A 16140-nucleotide genomic window follows, 5' to 3' on the forward strand; every position below is an offset into this window, starting at 1 on the left:
GTGACCAGTAATCTCCGGTGCACACGGTTGAAGGAGGCGGTCGCAGCGTGGCGGCCGGAATCGAAGGAGCGATCAGTGACGTTTACCCGGCGATCGATGCTGGCCGGCACCGTGACCGCGGCCGTGGCCGCGGGAGTGGGGGCCACCGCTTCCGCGGGGGCGGCACCGATCCGGGTCACCGGCGACGAGGCGGGATATCTGGTCGGCGCCGGTATCGCCGATGTGACCGGCGCGGTCGCCGGGCAAGGCATGATGGGCTACTCCGAACTCGACCAGGTCGCGACCGGGCTGCTCATGCGGACCTGGGCGCGCGCCTACATCGTGGTCGACCGGGCCAGTGGCGAGCGGGTGGCCTTCGTCAACGCGGATATCGCATGCCTGTTCCAGTCGGTCCATCTGGCCGTGATGCAGCGGCTGGCACAGCGATTCGGTGCCCTGTACACCGAGCGCAACGTCAATCTCAACGCGACCCACAATCACAATTCCTGCGGCGGCACCGCTCGCGAATACGCCTATTCCCTTGCCGCATACGGCTTTCAGAGCAATTCCCATCAAGCCGAGGTGGACGGTATCGTCGCGGCGCTGGTGGCGGCGCACGAGAATCTGGCGCCGGGCACACTGTCGCTCGGGCACGGCGAACTGCACGACGCCTCGGCCAACCGGTCCCGGGTGGCCTTCGACCTGAACCCACCGGACGACAAGGCCGAATTCCCGAATGCCATCGATCCGCAGGTGACGGTGCTGCGATTGCGGCAGGGCGGCAAGGACATCGGCGCGATCACCTGGTTCGCGACGCACGGGACATCGCTCACCGACGCCAATACGCTCATCTCGGCCGACAACAAGGGCTATGCCAGCTACCGCTGGGAGCACGACGAGATGGGAGTGCGGCCGGGCACCGGAAAGCCCGGCTTCGTGGCGGCGTTCGCGCAGACCAACGCCGGTGATATGACGCCGAATATCGGACTCACGCCGTGGCATCCGTCCGGGCCCACCGAGGACAACCGGCTCAACTGCTCTCTCATCGGCGAGCGTCAATACCGCGCGGGCCGTGCGGCTTTCGATGCGGCGCGGCCGATGCGCAGCGGGGGAGTGGACGCCGCGCTGCGGTATCTGAACATGGCCGATACCGCCATCGACGGGTCCTACACGCCGGACGGTAAACCGGCCCGCACCGCGCCCGCCATGATGGGCGCCGCGGCCGCCGCGACCAGCTCGGAGGACAACTGGAAGACCCAGCTGTCGTTCCTGCAGGAAGGCAATGCGGATCCGGTCGTCGCGGCGCTCGGCGGACTGGACGGCCCCATCGAGCAGTGGATGCGGGATGTGCAGGCGCCCAAGCTGATCGTGGCGCCGCTGGGTGTGCTGCCGCCGCGCCCGTGGGTCCCGCTGACGGTGCCGATCCAGATTCTGCGGATCGGCGATCTGGTGCTGGCCTCGGGGCCGGCGGAATTCACGGTGGTCTCGGGGTTGCGGATCCGGCGGGTGGTGGCGCACGCCCTGTCGGTCCCACTGGAAAACGTGCTGCTGCAAGGCTATTCGAACGGGTACTGCGGCTACGTGACCACGCCGGAGGAATACGCCTCTCAGCAGTACGAGGGCGGGGAAACGCTGTTCGGCCGCTGGACCCTGCCCGCCTATGTGCAGGAATTCGATCGGCTGGCCCGTGCGGTGGCCGCACGCGTCGACCTCGGCCGCGGCCCGGCCCCGCTGGACTGGACCGCGGGCGTACAGCCGAATCTGCTGCCGCCGGTACCGGCCGATGTGCCGATGACCGGGCGCGCATTCGGTGAGGTGATCACCGGGCCGAAACCCGGCTACGGTCACGGCGATACGGTGACGGTCGAGTTCTGCGGCGCCCACCCGGCCAACGACTTCCACACCGGCGGAAGCTATTTCGAGGTGCAGCGCGCCGAGGGCGAGCAATGGCTGGCGGTCTTCGACGACAACGACTGGTGCACCGAACTGCACTGGTCGCGCCCGCCCGGCCAGCCCGCGGCCTCGCGGGTCGCCATCCACTGGACCGTGCCCGCCGACGCGGAAGCCGGGCGCTATCGCATCGAATACCGCGGTGACCGCCGCGACGGTGATGCCGCCGTTCGGTTCACCGGCACCACGGCCGAATTCAGCGTGGGCTGATCGGCTGGTTCATCCCTCGGACGCCGTGGCCGGGGAGCGGGTTTCGGTGAGCGTGTCGAGATAGGCGGCCATCGCTTGCCCGGCCGATTCGATCGGGGCGGTCGAGCGGAGGGTGCGGCTGAGAATGAACGCACCCTCCAGGGCGCCGAGGACCGCGATCACGAAGGTGTGGGCCGCGGGGGCGGGTAGCCCGCGTGCGCGGAAGTACGCACTGCCCTGGTCGATCCAGGATTGCATCACCTCGGCGGTCACCTCCCGCAACGCCGGTTCGCTGTCGGCGATCTCGCCCGCGACCGTGCCGACCGGGCACATGTTCATCCAGCCCGACTGCTCGATCTGTTCGGCGGCGGCGGTGAACGCGGCCACCACTGCCACCCGCAGGTCCGGATACGGGTCCATCAGCAGCGGTAGCAGCTCGATGTAGGCGGCGCCGCTGGTACGCAGCGCGGCCGTCGCGATCTGCTGTTTGCCCTGCGGGAAGTGGTGATACAGCGACCCGATCGGGGCCCGCGCGGCGGCGGTGATCTGTTTGACGCTGGTAGCGCCGTACCCCTGGCGGCGCATCAGTTCCGCGGTCGCGGTGACGATGCGCTCGGCGGTCGGGGTTGACACGGTCTCGGACACCCTCCCATACTAGAACACACGCTCTAGAGCGAACGTTCTACGAGGTGGACGCGGTGTTCATGGCGTCGTCGCGCGATTCCGATGCGGAGGTGGCAGGGGTATGCCGGTCGTCGAAGTTCCCGCCGGTCCGATTCATTACGTCGAGGAGGGCCAAGGGCCGCCGGTCGTGCTGTTGCACGGACTGCTCATCGATCACACGGTATGGGACCGCGTGATGCCGTTGCTGCCCAGTGGTTTTCGCTATGTGCGGCCGGTGCTGCCGCTCGGCTCGCATCCGGAACCGATGCGGGCGGACGCGGATCTGAGTCTGCGCGGCCAGAACGTGGTGCTCGCCGACTTCCTCGACGCGCTGGACCTGCGCGAGGTCACCCTGGTGCATTCCGACTGGGGCGGCGGGCTGTTCCTCACCGCGTACGGCCTCGACAAACGGGTCGCCCAGTTGATCGTGTTGCCGTGCGAGGCCTTCGACAACTTCCCGCCCGGGCTGCCGGGGAAGCTGGCGGTGCTGGCGTTGCGCGTCCCGGGCGCGCTACCGATCGTGCTGCGTCAGTTGCGCATCGGGCTGTTGCGCCGCTCGTCACTGATCTACGGACAGATGGCGCGATATCCGGTACCCGACGAACTGATGCGCGGCTGGACCGATCCCGCCCTGCGCAATCCGGATATCGGCCGCGACGTGCGCAAATACGGCCGGGTGTTTCCACCGGCCGCGCAGCTGATCGCCGATACCGAAGCCTTGCGGAACTTCCCCGGCCGTGCGCTGGTGCTGTGGTCCCCGCAGGCCGCGCCGATGCCCCGCGACCACGGGCGCCGCCTCGCCGAACTGTTGCCCGCGGGCCGGCTGGTGGAGATCGACGACGCGTACGTGCTGTCGATGCTCGATCAACCCGAGGCCGTGGCCGCGGCGATGACGGCGTTTCTCACCGGCGCCTGATCCGGCGCCGGTGAGAAGCGGTGTGTCACTTGCCGTTTCGGGCTTCGGCCAGACGCTCGCGCGCCGTCTCCGCGGCCTTCTCCGCACGCTCGCGGGCGGCCTCGGCCGCCTCCTCGGCGCGCTTGCGGGCCTGGCGCGCGAAGATCGACCCGCGCTGCTTGGCCACCTCGGCCCATTCGCCACCGTGCTCACGGGCGGCTTCGGCCCATTCGGTGCCGCGGTGCTTCGCGATCTCGGCCCATTCGCCCCGGTGATCGCCCGCGGTGTCGGCGAGTTCCGCGCTCTTGCGCTTGGCCAGCTCAGCCCAGTCGCCGCCGTGTTCGCGGGCGGCCTCGGCCAGATCCGCGCCGCGCCGCTTGGCCAGCTCGGCCCACTCGCCGCGATGGTCGAGAGCCGTGCCGGCCAAATCGGCGCCCCGGCTGCGCGCCAGTTCCGCCCATTCGGTGCCGTGCTCGCGGGCGGCCTCGGCGAGTTCCCCGCCGCGCGACTGGGCCGCCGAGGCGAGTTCGGCGCCGCGTGACTGCGCCACCGAGGCCAGATCAGCGCCCTTGTCGGCGGCCACCGCGGCCAGTTCCCGGCCGCGGACGGCCTGCTGCTGCAGGCGATCCCGCACCGTGTCGGTGGTGGCGGCGGTGAACGGGAGGGCGGCGGCGGCTTTACGCGCGGCCCGGCGACCCCGCCAGCCCAGCGAGGGCTTGCCCTCGGTATCGGCGGCGGCGATGAGCAGGCCACCGAGCAGACCGACGTCCTTGAGGAAGGCCGTGCGCTTGGCGGCACGCTGCTGCGCATCCGATTCGTTCCAGAAGTCCTGCTCGGTCACGGTGGCCGGGATGACGGTCACCGCCAGCGCCAGCGACGAGAGCCGGGGTGCGCGATTCAGCGCGAGCAGCGTTCCGGCGCCGACCCGGACGATGGCATTGATCCGCACCACTTTCGCCGGATCGGAGGGCAGTTTGGCCGATACCGAATCCGGCAGCCGCTGTTCCCCATGGGATACCAAGGTGGTGGCGGCCTGCGCCCGGGGCTCGGGATGCATCAGAGTGTCGACTCCGTCGACGACGAACACCGATGCCAGCAGCGGTCGGGCAAGGCGGCGAATCAACATAGTGAAAACCCTTTCCTCAACGGTCTCGTTCCGGCGGGTTCCCCCGATGCCGCGTCCCAATCACAGCGGGACGCCGACGGAGCTCAGGGCACGACAGTAACCGGCCAGCGCCCCGCTTTCACCAGACGCACCGCGACCGAGCCGATAATTCGATGCCCGGCCTTCTCGGACGCGCCGACCACGACGCCGTCGGCCTTCAATTCGTCGGCGGCCTCGGCCAGCACCGTGAACGGATCGCCGCGGCGGGTGATGAACTTCCAGCGGGTGCGGTAGACGTCTTTGACCTTCTCGGCGTGCTCGCGTACCTGCCGGGCCAGATCCTCGGCCATCTCGGCGGTCGCGCCCTGGACGTCGACGCCGTAGGCGCCGGCCATGGCCATCCACGGCTGGACGTAAACCATTGCCAGCAGGGAGTTCTGACGCCGGGCCAATCCGGCCGCATAGGCGGTCGCGCGCCAGGAGGCATCCGAACCGTCGATGCCGACCATGATCACCCGGGGCCCGTCGGTGCCCAGTTCGAAACCCGACGACAGGCCGGGCGCCCACTCCGGTGTTGTCTCTTCGGCCACGACCCGAGCCTAGAGCAGCCGCAACAGATCGTGCAGGGTGCGCAACTGCTCGGCGGACAGCGCGGTGAGCGTGGGCGGCGGCGGATCGGGAGTGGCCATCGCCTGCGCGATCACCTCCCGCCCGGCATCGGTGATGGTCACCAGCTTGCGCCGCCGATCGTCCGGAGCGGTTTCGCGCGAGACCAGCCCGCGGGCCTCGAGGTCGTTGACCACCACGGTGGTGGCCGGCGCGTCCATGGTGGCCACCCGGGCCAGTTCCTTCAGCGGCAGCGGACCGGGCAGCAGCCGCCGCAACACGCGGAATCTGCTGAACGGCATGCCCATTCGATCGACCACCGCGCGCTTCCAGGTGTCGCGGGTGTCCTTGACGACATCGGTCAGCACGCGCCAGACCTCGTCGGGCGTCGGTTCCGCGGCGACGGTGAGCTCCTCGTCAGACACGGGCGGGCTCCTTCTGTTCGAGCAGGGGAGCGATCCGGTCGCGCGAGCGCAGTGCCCATCCGGTGTTGGCGGCGATGCCCAGCACCCCGACGCCCGCCGCGAGAGCGGCAACCACCCACCACAATCCCGCCCCGGACAGCAGCCCGCACAGCGCCACTCCGACGCTGACGCCGATCTGGCGGCTGGTCGAGGCGACCGCCGAGGCCGCGCCCGCCCGATCCATCGGCATCCCGCTGACCGCGGCGGTGGTGATCGGCGGGTTCACTGTGCCGAAACCGGCGCCGAAGATCGCGAACATCACGACCAGCTGCCAGATCGGGGTATCGGGTCGCAGCGTGGTCAGCAGCGCCGCGGCCGTCGTCATCAGAATTCCGGCGGCGACCAGCGAGGGCCGGGTGCCGAAGCGGCCGACCAGCCGGCCCGACAGCGGCGAGCAGATCAGCATCCCCAGCGCCATCGGCAGGTAGAGAAGTCCCGTGTGCACAGCCGAATAATGCCGTACGCCTTGCAGATACAGCGAAGCGCTGAAGAGGAAGGCCCCCAGTCCGGCGAACGCGCAGATCGCGGTGACGGTGGCCGCCGCGAACGGCACGCTGCGGAAGAACCGCAGATCGATGAACGGCGAGCGGTGCCGCCGTTCGGCGTAGAGGAATCCGGCCAGTGCCACGGCCGTGATGCCGAAGATCTCCGGGCGATGTTCGATCAGCCCGAAGACCAGCGTGAACATCACCACGACCGCCAGCACCTGGCCGAGCGGGTCGATCCCGCGTGCGGTGCGCGACTTCGATTCCGGGACGTAGAGCGTGGTCAGCACCAGCGCGACCGCGCAGATCGGCAGATTGATCCAGAACACCGACTGCCAGCCCAGGGCGTCGATCAGCACGCCGCCGACCATCGGGCCGATCGCGGTCGAGATGCCGACCACCGCGCCCCAGACGCCGACAGCTCGCGCCCGTTCGACGCGGCCGGTGAAGACCGTGGTGATGATCGACATCGCGACGGGATTGAGCATCGAGCCGCCGATGGCCTGGATGAAACGTGCCCCGATCAGCATGTCGATATCGGGAGCGACGCTGCAGAGCAGCGAGCCCAGGGCGAAGATGCTCAGTCCGATCCGGAACATGCGCTTGCGGCCGAAGCGGTCGGCGGTCGCGCCCGACAGCATCAGCAGGCTCGCCAGGGTGAGGGTGTAGACGTCGACGATCCACTGCAGCCGCGACAGGGGCGCGTCCATATCGCTGCGGATCGTCGGAATCGCGACGTTGACGATGGTCGCGTCCATCGACGAGATCAGCAGGCTCAGACAGCAGGTGACCAGCACGATCGTCTTGTGACGCGGCGTCAGCCCGGAAACAGTTGTAAACACACAATGATTGTGCGCCCACAACTATTGGGCGGCAAGAGCTGTGAACTAGTTCACTGCACGGTTGCACCGGTCGCGCCCCGGCCCCGACCCGGTACGGTGCTGCGATATGACGACCGACCGCAAACCCGAGGGGACGGATGCGCCCGCCCTCGCGTCCGCGGGTGAAGAGGGCTACCAGCGCGGCCTCAACCCCCGAACCATCCAGATGATCGCCATCGGCGGGGCGATCGGCACGGGACTGTTCTACGGATCCGGTGGGGCCATCGAACAGGCCGGTCCGGCCCTGATCCTGTGCTATCTCGCCGCCGGCCTCGCGATCTTCGTGATCATGCGCGCGCTGGGGGAGCTGCTGACCTACCGGCCGGTGTCGGGCAGCTTCGGTGAATACGCGCACGAGTTCCTCGGTCGCTTCGCCGGCTTCGTCACCGGCTGGACCTACTGGGCGGTGTGGGTGGCGACCTGCATGGCGGAGATCACCGTCGCCGGCAAATACATCAAGTACTGGTTCGCGATCCCGGAATGGGTCACCGCGCTCGTCGTGCTCGGCGTGCTGTTCGCCGCGAACCTGATCTCGGTGAAGCTGTTCGGCGAAGGCGAGTTCTGGTTCTCCACCATCAAGGTGACCGCGATCGTCGCGATGATCGCCATCGGTATCGGCGTGCTGATCTTCGGTTTCGGCCACGCCCCCGATCCGACGGTGACCAATCTGTGGGCCGACGGCGGTGTCTTCCCGAACGGATTCGGCCAAGCGCTACTGGCGTTGCAGATCGTGCTCTTCGCCTATGTGGGCGTCGAACTCGTCGGTGTGACCGCGGGCGAGGCCGCCGATCCCCGCCGCACTCTGCGCCGGGCGATCAATTCGCTCCCGCTGCGCATCGGTCTGTTCTATGTGGGCGCGCTGATCGTGATCATGTCGGTGTCGAGCTGGAAGGTCTTCCACTCCGGGCGCAGCCCGTTCGTGGAGGTGTTCGAGCAGATCGGTATTCCGGGGGCGGCCGGGATCATCAATTTCGTGCTGCTGACCGCGGCGCTGTCGTCGTGCAACTCCGGCATCTACTCGACCGGTCGCATGGTGCGCAGTCTCTCGCTGCGTGGTGAGGCCCCGGTCGCGCTCGGTGGCCTGAGCAATCGCCGGGTGCCGTTCGCGGGCATCCTGCTCTCGGCGGCGATGATGGTGATCGGCGTGATCGTCAACCTGGTCTCCCCGGACAAGGCGTTCAACTACATCACCTCGGTGTCGACCATCGGCATCATCTTCGTCTGGGGCATGATCCTGGTCTGTCACATGATCTACCGGGCCCGTGTGCGCCGCGGCGAACTGCCGGCCAGCGACTACCGCCTGCCCGGGGCGCCGGTCAGCTCGGTGCTGGCACTGGCCTTCCTCGGACTGGTCGTCGTTCTGCTGTTCTGGACCGACAGCGGCCGGACCGCACTGGCGGTCGGCCTGGGGTGGGCGGTGGTCGTCTGCGCCGGATACCCGGTGGTGAACCGGTTGGCCCGCCGCCGGGAATCCGCGGTGAGCTGACCTACTTTCCGTCCGGATGGCCGACCGCCGCCAACGCGGTGGTCCAATCGGCCGCGATGGCGTTCTGCGCGTCGGTCAGGCCGACCGCGCCGGAGCAGATCAGCGAATGCAGTTTGTTCTCCACCGAATCCTTGGGGTTGTTCGGCCCCGACCCGGCCTTGTGGTCGGGGGAGGGCGGTTCGACCCACAGATTGCGCGGATCGTTCGGATCGCCGCCGAGCTCGAGCGAGATCAAGTGGTCGTATTCGGCATCGTGCAGATTGCCGGTGTAACCGTAGGATTCGGCGTTCGCCTTCTTCTCCCGGTCGGTGATACTCGCCGGCGGGCGGATGGATTGAGTGTATCCGCCTACGCAGATCGTCGACTTGACGGTTTCGGCTGTGACCTTCGGATTGGTCGCCCCCGGCGTGCAGTGCGGGTCCGGAAGTGGCTGTCCGTCAGCGGTTTTGCCGAAATGGCAGCTGCCGGGTGCCGGTTGCGCGGCGACGGTGTAGGTGCCCGACGGGCCGGGGCCGACCGCGGGGGCGCCCTGGTGGGCTATGGAAACCGGATGTGCCGCCTGGCTCACCGGTGACGAATTCTGGTGGGAGCACCCACATATCAGCAGCGGCGCCGCGAGTATCGCAGCGGCCAGGAGAATTACGCGTGTATTCATGATGTCCTCGGGCCGGCCTTCATCAGGCTCTCATTGTGCCCGTTCGTAGATCGCCAGCGCGATATCCTCTGCCGCCCGGCGGCATTGCTCGTCGGTCAGGTCGACATCGCCCATCATCCCGATACTCCACGAGATGGCCAGCAGAGCTTGGCGGGCATGGAAGACCGCCAGGGGTTCGTGGTCGGGGGCGGTCATCGCGTCGGCGACCGCGCGAAAGTGATAGCGCAGGTCCGATCCCACCCCGAGCCGGCGGAACGCGGGCTGGTTCTCATACATGAACCGGGTCATCTCCCGCCCGGTGTGGTGCAGCACGGCGCCGTAGCGGCGCAGAATTTCGCGGCCGGTGCCGGGTCCGGGTGGTTGGTCGGCGGCCCAGGCCAGCAGGTCGTCGATGCCCCTGCGCAGATCGTCGGCGAGGCTGACGACGATGTCTTCCTTGGATCGGAAGTGGTAGTAGACCGCGGCTTTGGTGATGCCGAGCCGATCGGCGATTTCCCGGATCGAGGTGTGTTCGTATCCGTTCGCGGAGAACAGCTCCATCGCGACCGAGCGGATTCGGTCCCGTGTGTCGGTCCGCCTGCCGGCCACCGGAGCCTCCCATCTCGACCAGGGACGGCACCGGATCCGCCGGTGGCCCGTGTTCAGCCTACTGGGGCGGCGTGCGGAGGCGGGATCCGGAACGCACGGTTTCGGGTGAATCGTCCGGAATGTCGGGAATCACTGCGCCAGAATCGAATTCATCAAGGTACCGGCGCTGGTGGCCACCAGGCCGCCGACGAGGGCCCCGGCCACCATCTTCGGTGACTCCAGCGGGCCGCCGTTCCACTTCTCCCAGGCGAAGCGGCCGCCGGCGAAGATGATCGCGCTGGTCCCCGACAGCAGCATGAACCAGGTGAAGTAGCGCACCAGTTTCAGGAGTTTGTCCGCCGCCGGAGGTGTCTCGGGCGTCGGGTTGCCGACCTGGGCCACTATGACGTCGTGCATCGCCAGAAGGATCATGATGCCCTCGTTCCACAAGATGGTGTGGTGCGGGTACCACCATCGTAGGGCGCGTATTCGTCCTGGTGACAGGCGATTGCGAACGTAAGTGCGGAATCGCGCTGTCGGGGACCGGTTTCGAGGCGTTCAGCCGTCTTGACGAGGGTGGCGAACGCGGAGCGATCTACTCGTCGTCGAGTCCGGCGGACAGATACGCCGCGGCGGCGATCCACTGCCGGCACGACAGGTGCCGGTCGTGTGCGTAGAGAATCGCGCGGGCGCGGGGGTAGGTGAGTTCCCGGGGTTCGGTGGCGCAGTCACCGACCTGATCGGCGCCGGACGTGCGGTGCTCGGATGTGCCGTGATCGCATGTACCGGAATGCTGGAGCAGTTGGTTCATGGAATGCCCTCGACCGTTGGCGAAAGATTGCGGAAGCGAACTTTTCGGCACGGCCTCCCGCTGCTTCCGGCCTGCCTGCTCCGGCGTGGTCCGGCCATGTCGTGCGGTCGAGTTTACGGCGCTGCAAGGAGCAAATGCAAGTACATCTGCACACTCGCCGATGATCGGAAGTGTTGTGCCCCAAGGGGTGATCAGGGTTTGCGCGCCACCGCGCCGTAGCCCGACACCGGCACGGTCGGCACCGGTTCGCCGGCCGGCCGGCGCCATCGTGTCAGGGGGACGAAGCCGGGCTCGAGCAACTCCAGCTCCGAGAAGATGGAGCGCAACTCGCAATGGTCGCGCGGGAAATACGGTACGGCCGTGACGTTTTCGTAGGTCGCGCACATCCGGACGAAATCGGCGCTGTCGGTGGTGCCGTCCCAATAGGCGAGGTAGCTGCCGCGGCAGACCCGCGCCATCGAATCCGCGACGACCGCGCGGAGTTCGCCGATGCGTTCGCAGTGGCCCAGCACACCCATGAACATCACCGCGACCGGACGGTCGAGATCGAGAATGTCTGCGGCACGGGCGAACAGCCGATCCGGTTCGCGCAGATCCGCATCCAGATAGACGGCTCGCGGATCGGTCAGCAGCGTCCGGCCGTGGGTGAGCACCAGCGGATCGTTGTCCACATAGACGACCCGGGCCGCCGGATTGCGCCGGCACGCGACCTCGTGGGTGTTGTCCGTGGCGAGCAGCCCCGCGCCGATGTCGAGGAACTGGGTGATCCCGAGGTCGCCGGCGAGATGTTCGACCGCGCGCCGGAGAAAGCGGCGGCTCTCGGCCGCCAGGGCGGTAATACCGGGATCGAGTTCCGTTGCCGCGCTGCCGACCCGGCGATCGACCTCGTAATTCTGCCGTCCACCCATCCAGTAGTTCCAGATCCGCGCGGTGTGCGGGATATCGGTCCGAATCTCACGCTCGCGGCTCGGCTGCTGCTGTCTTGGCGGCACCAATTCCCTCCTGCTCCCGGTTCCGACGCTCGAGTCCCGTCCGGCGGTTGCCGATGCCGGGTGCGCGAGACGGTAACCGAAACGGTCGCATCCGGTGTGCGGATCGGCTGGGAATGTGCCATTCGCCCCGGTCGAGGCCCGAAACCGACCGGTCGGACACCGTTTTCGGGTGCTCGGAGGCCGGTTCGAAAGATGACGAGTCAATGGAAAAAGGACGGAAAAGTCCTTGTCGCCCTTGGTTTTTTGCGATTTTCCGGAGGGCTCGATCCGAGCCAACCCCCGTGCTATCGTTCAAAGCGTCGGTTTCAAATGCAAGTACATTTGCTCGAACATATGCAAGAGCTGAAGATAGGCATCAGCTCGATCAATCCGGATCGCCGAGTGTGGGCCACTGCTGCCGAGCTCGGCCACCACGAACCCTGGAGACAGTCATGACCGATTCCACTGCCACCACAGCCGGCCGCCTGTCCGAAGCCGCGTGGCGCAAGAGCACGTTCAGCAATCCGAGCGGGAACTGTGTCGAATTGGCCGATTTGTCCAATGGCCTGGTTGCCGTGCGCAACTCGCGTGATCCCGAGGGAGCGGTGCTCGTCTACACCCGCCCCGAGATCGACGCGTTCCTCCGGGGCGCGAAGAGTGGAGAGTTCGACGATCTGGCCTGATCGGCGGTAGCATGGCATTCGGCGCGGTGTCGGTACGCGACGAGGCAGAAGTTCCTGATGTTCGACCAGCTGCTCTCGATGGCTGTACCCTCATTGCCGGTGATCGTCGAGCATCGGAGTAAACCTCATGATGGCAGAGCCCGTCCGGATCGGCCGTGTGGATTCGCTTGTCGCCGAACGCGGTCCGACAGCGCTTCGGATCGCGGTCGGCGGACAGCTCCGCAAACTGCGGGAAGCCGCCGGTATCACGCGTGAGGCGGCCGGCGAGCACATCCGTGGCTCACACGCGAAGATCAGCCGACTCGAATTGGGGCGCACCGGTTTCAAGGAACGCGACGTTCGCGATCTGCTGACGCTCTACGGCGTCGACAACGTCGAAGAGCGTGAGATGTTCCTCGATCTGGTGAGCCGCGCGAACCAGCCGGGGTGGTGGCACAGCTACAACGATCTGCTGCCCCAATGGTTCGAGACCTACCTGGGTCTGGAACACGCGTCGAAGTCGATCCGTACCTTCGAAGGACAGCTTGTTCCCGGTCTGCTGCAGACCGAGGAGTACACCCGCTCGGTGGTGGCGCTCGGTCACGAGAACGCCGAGGCCGCCCGCCGAGTGGAACTCCGCAAGAAGCGCCAGGAAATCCTGGACCGCCCCGGAGCGCCGACGCTGTGGGCAGTCCTCGACGAAGCGGTGCTGCACCGGCCGATCGGCGGTGAGCAGGTGCTGCGCGCACAGCTCGATCACCTGGTCGAGGTCTCGATGAAGCCGAACGTGACCATCCAGGTGCTGCCGTATGCGGCCGGCGGCCACGCGGCGGCGGGCAGCTCGTTCACGATGCTGCGCTTCGCCGAACCCGAACTGCCCGATATCGTGTATCTCGAACAGCTCACCAGCGCACTGTATCTGGATCGCCAGCAGGATCTGGAGCTCTACCGCCAGGTCATGGACCGGCTCAGTGTGCAGGCCGAACCGCCCGAGCGGTCGCGGGAGATGATGAAGAAGGCCGCGGCCGGCCTGTCCGACCCTTCGTAGACCCGCCGAGCCGGCATCGCGATGCATCGATGCCTCGAAGACAGCAATGCCTCGAAGACCGCAGTAGCCGCCGACCCGAGGGTCGGCGGCTACTGCTTCCGTCCCGATCTATTGTTTGATGCAACTGGATGCGATGCGCCAGAAAGCTTCCGGTTGCATCGCGTCGAAATCCCAATCATTCACCATCGCGTGCGCGGTGGTGACGATGCGATCGATATCGAAATCGTCGCGTGTGGCCGCGCCGGTGGACTCGACCGCACTGATGACGAAAGATGTTGCGGTTTCCCGCGAATTGTTGTGATGCCCGGTCCGGTTCCTGTCCATCACTCCGAGCCGACCGAGGCCCATTGGCTGGTTCATACGAACGCCCCTGACGCCAGGCCGCATGGTGTTTCCTTCGGCGAAAATTGGCTTCCGGTTCACCCTACGGCTCACGGGTAGTCCCCTGCATTGCCTTGCAGCCCGAGTCTAGGGTGGCCGCGAGATCATATGCAAGCACATCTGCAACATCGAATCCCCGGTCAGGGGCCGGTTTTCGGCTGCTGATGGGTTGCTGCCGACCTTCGCGGGAGCCCTCTGTCCGGCAGGTGATCCGGCGCCGATTCCCATAGCGGGGGTGATATACCGACCGGCACGCCGGCCGGAGCGGGCAGGTGGCTTGCTGCGCTGTTTCCGCACGGACCGGACGGCTGGTTCCCTCGCCGAAAAATTATGGTATCGGCGCCGGGAAACGACACGCCGATCTTGGTCGAATGCGCTGCCGAGCGTGTCGGTGGTGTCCCGCGCAGCGGCCCCGGCGTGGAACCGGTTCTCGTTGCCGTGCTATATCTGCCTGGACCAGCAAGATCAGTCGCCGACGGCGAGCGCGGGCTGTCGCCGACGGTAGCCGCCCGCGGTGCTCACGGGCGGCGACCCGAGGAGACAGGCGCGCGCGGTGGACAGCTCGCACGGATATTTCGCGGTGGACGGCGGGGGCTTCACCCCGAACCGGATGGCGGCCAGCCAGTGGTCGGCCGATCAGGTGGTCGGGCCGGCGCTGTGCGGGCTCCTGGCGCGAGCTCTCGACAACGAGCACGCCACCGACGGCTTCGTGCCGGTGCGGTTGACCGTGGACCTGTTCAAGCCGGCGCGCATGCACGAGCTGTCGGTCTCCACGACTCGTGTGCGCAACGGGAAGCGCATCCGGCTCGCCGATGCGGTCGTCATCCAGGACGGCGAACCCGCGGCACGCGCCTCGGTGGTCTTCCTGCAGCCGTCCGAGCAACCGCCGGGCGAGATCTGGACCCGGGAGCAGCAGCCGGTGCCGCCGTCGCTCGAGGTGGCGCCTCCCTCCGACCTGCCGAACGCGCCGCTGTGGCACAGCGACGATTCCGCGCACTGGTCGCGGGTGCCATCGGAACACGAGAACGGCAGCCGCAAACGCAGCTGGCAGCATCCGGTGAACGTGGTCGACGGGGAACGGCCCTCGCCGTTCGTGGTGGCCGCGATGGCCGCCGAGCAGACCAGCATGGTGACCAACTGGTCCAGTGCCGGGGTGGGCTTCATCAACACCGACCTGACGCTGGCCCTGGTGCGCATGCCCGAGGGCGCCGACATCGGTCTCGAGGCCGATAATCACTTGAGCCGCAACGGAATCGCCGCCGGCACCGCGACCCTGTTCGATCGGCACGGCACGTTCGGCAGCGCGATGATCACCGCGGTTTCCAATGCCGCCCGTCAGATCACCGCGAGTCATCTCGACGGCGTGATCGCCGCGGCCGGCGGCGCTCGCCGCTAGTCCGGCGGCCGGCGCCGCTCACCGGTCACGGTGGGCGGCCCATCGGCGGGCGGCGTCGCGCAGGCCGTGGGTCCACACGTTGGGACTGCGATTGGCCGTCGCGGTCCATTCCGCGGCGAGCGCGCCGGAGAAAATGCGCAGGTCGAGTTCGGACGCGGAGTGCCAGGCGGGGACCCGCGCGGCCCAGGACTCGGCGGCGGCCGGATCGTGGCCGGCGAAGACGAGCCAGACGATCCAGCAGCCGGGGTCGATCCACGGCGCACCCCGCGTCGCCCACGGCCAGTCCACGAGCCGGGCCTCGGCGTGGTCGATGATGACGTTGCTGTAGTTCCAGTCGGTGTGCAGCAGGGCGTCACCGGCGAACACCGCGGTGTCGGCGTCGTCGTCGAGATACGCGCCCCAGCGGACCTCGGCATCCTTGAGTTCCACCTCGGCGGGCGGGTGCAGCCGGTTCAGCGCGGACATCGCGGCCGCGGTGGCGGCGAGATCGGCGTCGACGCGGTAGTCCGCGAAATGTCCTGCGATGAACTCGAATCCGAGCAGATCCCACCCGCCGGCCGCGATCTGCCACCGTAACCTCGGGCCCACCGGAGTCACGTGACGAGCCAGCGCGGCCTCGCGGTGCTGGGTCCAGACCTCCGGATCTCGTTGCGGCACACCCTTGATGAAGGTCCGGCCCTCGGCCGTCTCGATCACCGTCGCGAGTTGGCTGCTGAATCCGGCGATCACCGAATCCGCCCGCGCGACCGGACCGGTCACCGCTTCGACCGCCGCCCGGGTCGCCGCGGGCAGTTGTTCCCAGTTGCGCCGGCGCGAGGATGTCTGCGCCCGATCGACTGTCACCTTCGAAGAATTACCCCCGATGCCCTGCTCTGGCAAGGGAACTCGTTCATTCCACAGCCGCTTTCGGCAGCGTTCTTTCACCTGTGTTTTCAGGTGCCGTTTT

At 67.6% G+C, this 16140-nt stretch carries 18 protein-coding genes; 6 read left to right on the forward strand and 12 right to left on the reverse strand.

All coding sequences use genetic code 11. The features are described from left to right. Positions 1-75: 75 nt before the first annotated feature. Positions 76-2139 carry a neutral/alkaline ceramidase gene (locus tag NE2_RS11575; RefSeq protein ID WP_106958615.1) on the forward strand — a complete coding sequence of 688 codons (2064 nt, stop codon included), beginning with the start codon at positions 76-78 and terminating at the stop codon, positions 2137-2139. A gap of 9 nt (positions 2140-2148) precedes the next feature. On the opposite strand, the gene NE2_RS11580 is transcribed toward NE2_RS11575, so the two are convergent. Then, positions 2149-2763: a TetR/AcrR family transcriptional regulator gene (locus NE2_RS11580; protein WP_084493967.1), complete on the reverse strand. Its 615-nt coding sequence runs from the start codon at positions 2761-2763 to the stop codon at positions 2149-2151. A gap of 100 nt (positions 2764-2863) precedes the next feature. Between NE2_RS11580 and NE2_RS11585 the strand changes: the two genes are divergently transcribed. Next, positions 2864-3697, forward strand: a complete 834-nt coding sequence (locus tag NE2_RS11585) for an alpha/beta fold hydrolase (protein WP_063025930.1) — start codon at positions 2864-2866, stop codon at positions 3695-3697. A gap of 25 nt (positions 3698-3722) precedes the next feature. Here NE2_RS11585 and NE2_RS11590 read toward each other — a convergent pair whose 3' ends face one another. The 4 genes from NE2_RS11590 to NE2_RS11605 all read right to left on the reverse strand — a co-directional run bounded on the left by NE2_RS11590 (position 3723) and on the right by NE2_RS11605 (position 7178). Next, positions 3723-4802 carry a DoxX family protein gene (locus NE2_RS11590; protein WP_063025931.1) on the reverse strand — a complete coding sequence of 360 codons (1080 nt, stop codon included), beginning with the start codon at positions 4800-4802 and terminating at the stop codon, positions 3723-3725. An 83-nt stretch (positions 4803-4885) separates the two neighbouring features. Then, positions 4886-5371, reverse strand: coding sequence for a universal stress protein (locus tag NE2_RS11595; protein WP_227462811.1), 486 nt, complete (start codon positions 5369-5371; stop codon positions 4886-4888). 9 nt (positions 5372-5380) lie between these two features. Further along, the gene (locus NE2_RS11600; protein WP_063025932.1) at positions 5381-5812 is read right to left on the reverse strand and encodes a MarR family winged helix-turn-helix transcriptional regulator; all 432 of its coding nucleotides are present in this window, start codon (positions 5810-5812) and stop codon (positions 5381-5383) included. Continuing rightward, entirely contained in the window at positions 5805-7178 is a 1374-nt protein-coding gene (locus NE2_RS11605) for an MFS transporter (RefSeq protein ID WP_063025933.1), read from the reverse strand. The genes NE2_RS11600 and NE2_RS11605 overlap by 8 nt, the downstream gene beginning before the upstream one ends. 106 nt (positions 7179-7284) lie before the next feature. Here NE2_RS11605 and NE2_RS11610 point away from each other — a divergent pair, with 106 nt between their 5' ends. Beyond that, positions 7285-8703, forward strand: a complete 1419-nt coding sequence (locus NE2_RS11610; RefSeq protein WP_063025934.1) for an amino acid permease — start codon at positions 7285-7287, stop codon at positions 8701-8703. 1 nt (position 8704) lies between these two features. Here the strand turns inward: NE2_RS11610 and NE2_RS11615 are convergent, their stop codons facing one another. The 5 genes from NE2_RS11615 to NE2_RS11635 all read right to left on the reverse strand — a co-directional run bounded on the left by NE2_RS11615 (position 8705) and on the right by NE2_RS11635 (position 11728). After that, positions 8705-9271, reverse strand: coding sequence for a hypothetical protein (locus tag NE2_RS11615; RefSeq protein ID WP_233429749.1), 567 nt, complete (start codon positions 9269-9271; stop codon positions 8705-8707). A gap of 117 nt (positions 9272-9388) precedes the next feature. Beyond that, the gene (locus NE2_RS11620) at positions 9389-9946 is read right to left on the reverse strand and encodes a TetR/AcrR family transcriptional regulator (protein ID WP_084493968.1); all 558 of its coding nucleotides are present in this window, start codon (positions 9944-9946) and stop codon (positions 9389-9391) included. 129 nt (positions 9947-10075) lie between these two features. Further along, positions 10076-10357: a hypothetical protein gene (locus NE2_RS11625; protein WP_030515776.1), complete on the reverse strand. Its 282-nt coding sequence runs from the start codon at positions 10355-10357 to the stop codon at positions 10076-10078. 163 nt (positions 10358-10520) lie between these two features. After that, the gene (locus NE2_RS11630) at positions 10521-10736 is read right to left on the reverse strand and encodes a hypothetical protein (protein WP_036524801.1); all 216 of its coding nucleotides are present in this window, start codon (positions 10734-10736) and stop codon (positions 10521-10523) included. Positions 10737-10927: 191 nt separating this feature from the next. Then, positions 10928-11728 carry an SAM-dependent methyltransferase gene (locus NE2_RS11635; RefSeq protein ID WP_174553929.1) on the reverse strand — a complete coding sequence of 267 codons (801 nt, stop codon included), beginning with the start codon at positions 11726-11728 and terminating at the stop codon, positions 10928-10930. 431 nt (positions 11729-12159) lie between these two features. Between NE2_RS11635 and NE2_RS11640 the strand changes: the two genes are divergently transcribed. Both NE2_RS11640 and NE2_RS11645 read left to right on the forward strand, forming a co-directional pair. Then, the gene (locus NE2_RS11640; protein ID WP_030515774.1) at positions 12160-12390 is read left to right on the forward strand and encodes a DUF397 domain-containing protein; all 231 of its coding nucleotides are present in this window, start codon (positions 12160-12162) and stop codon (positions 12388-12390) included. Between the two features lie 127 nt (positions 12391-12517). After that, the gene (locus NE2_RS11645; RefSeq protein ID WP_063025937.1) at positions 12518-13417 is read left to right on the forward strand and encodes a Sco1979 family transcriptional regulator; all 900 of its coding nucleotides are present in this window, start codon (positions 12518-12520) and stop codon (positions 13415-13417) included. Positions 13418-13525: 108 nt separating this feature from the next. Here NE2_RS11645 and NE2_RS11650 read toward each other — a convergent pair whose 3' ends face one another. Further along, on the reverse strand, positions 13526-13804 hold the full coding sequence (locus NE2_RS11650; RefSeq protein WP_227463053.1) for a hypothetical protein: 279 nt from the start codon (positions 13802-13804) through the stop codon (positions 13526-13528). A 547-nt stretch (positions 13805-14351) separates the two neighbouring features. On the opposite strand from NE2_RS11650, the gene NE2_RS11655 reads away from it, so the two are divergent. Beyond that, positions 14352-15194 carry an acyl-CoA thioesterase domain-containing protein gene (locus NE2_RS11655; protein WP_063909362.1) on the forward strand — a complete coding sequence of 281 codons (843 nt, stop codon included), beginning with the start codon at positions 14352-14354 and terminating at the stop codon, positions 15192-15194. A gap of 18 nt (positions 15195-15212) precedes the next feature. Here NE2_RS11655 and NE2_RS11660 read toward each other — a convergent pair whose 3' ends face one another. Beyond that, the gene (locus NE2_RS11660; RefSeq protein WP_063025938.1) at positions 15213-16037 is read right to left on the reverse strand and encodes a hypothetical protein; all 825 of its coding nucleotides are present in this window, start codon (positions 16035-16037) and stop codon (positions 15213-15215) included. Positions 16038-16140 lie beyond the last annotated feature (103 nt).

The organism is Nocardia elegans NBRC 108235 (assembly GCF_001612845.1).
Lineage (GTDB): Bacteria > Actinomycetota > Actinomycetes > Mycobacteriales > Mycobacteriaceae > Nocardia > Nocardia nova.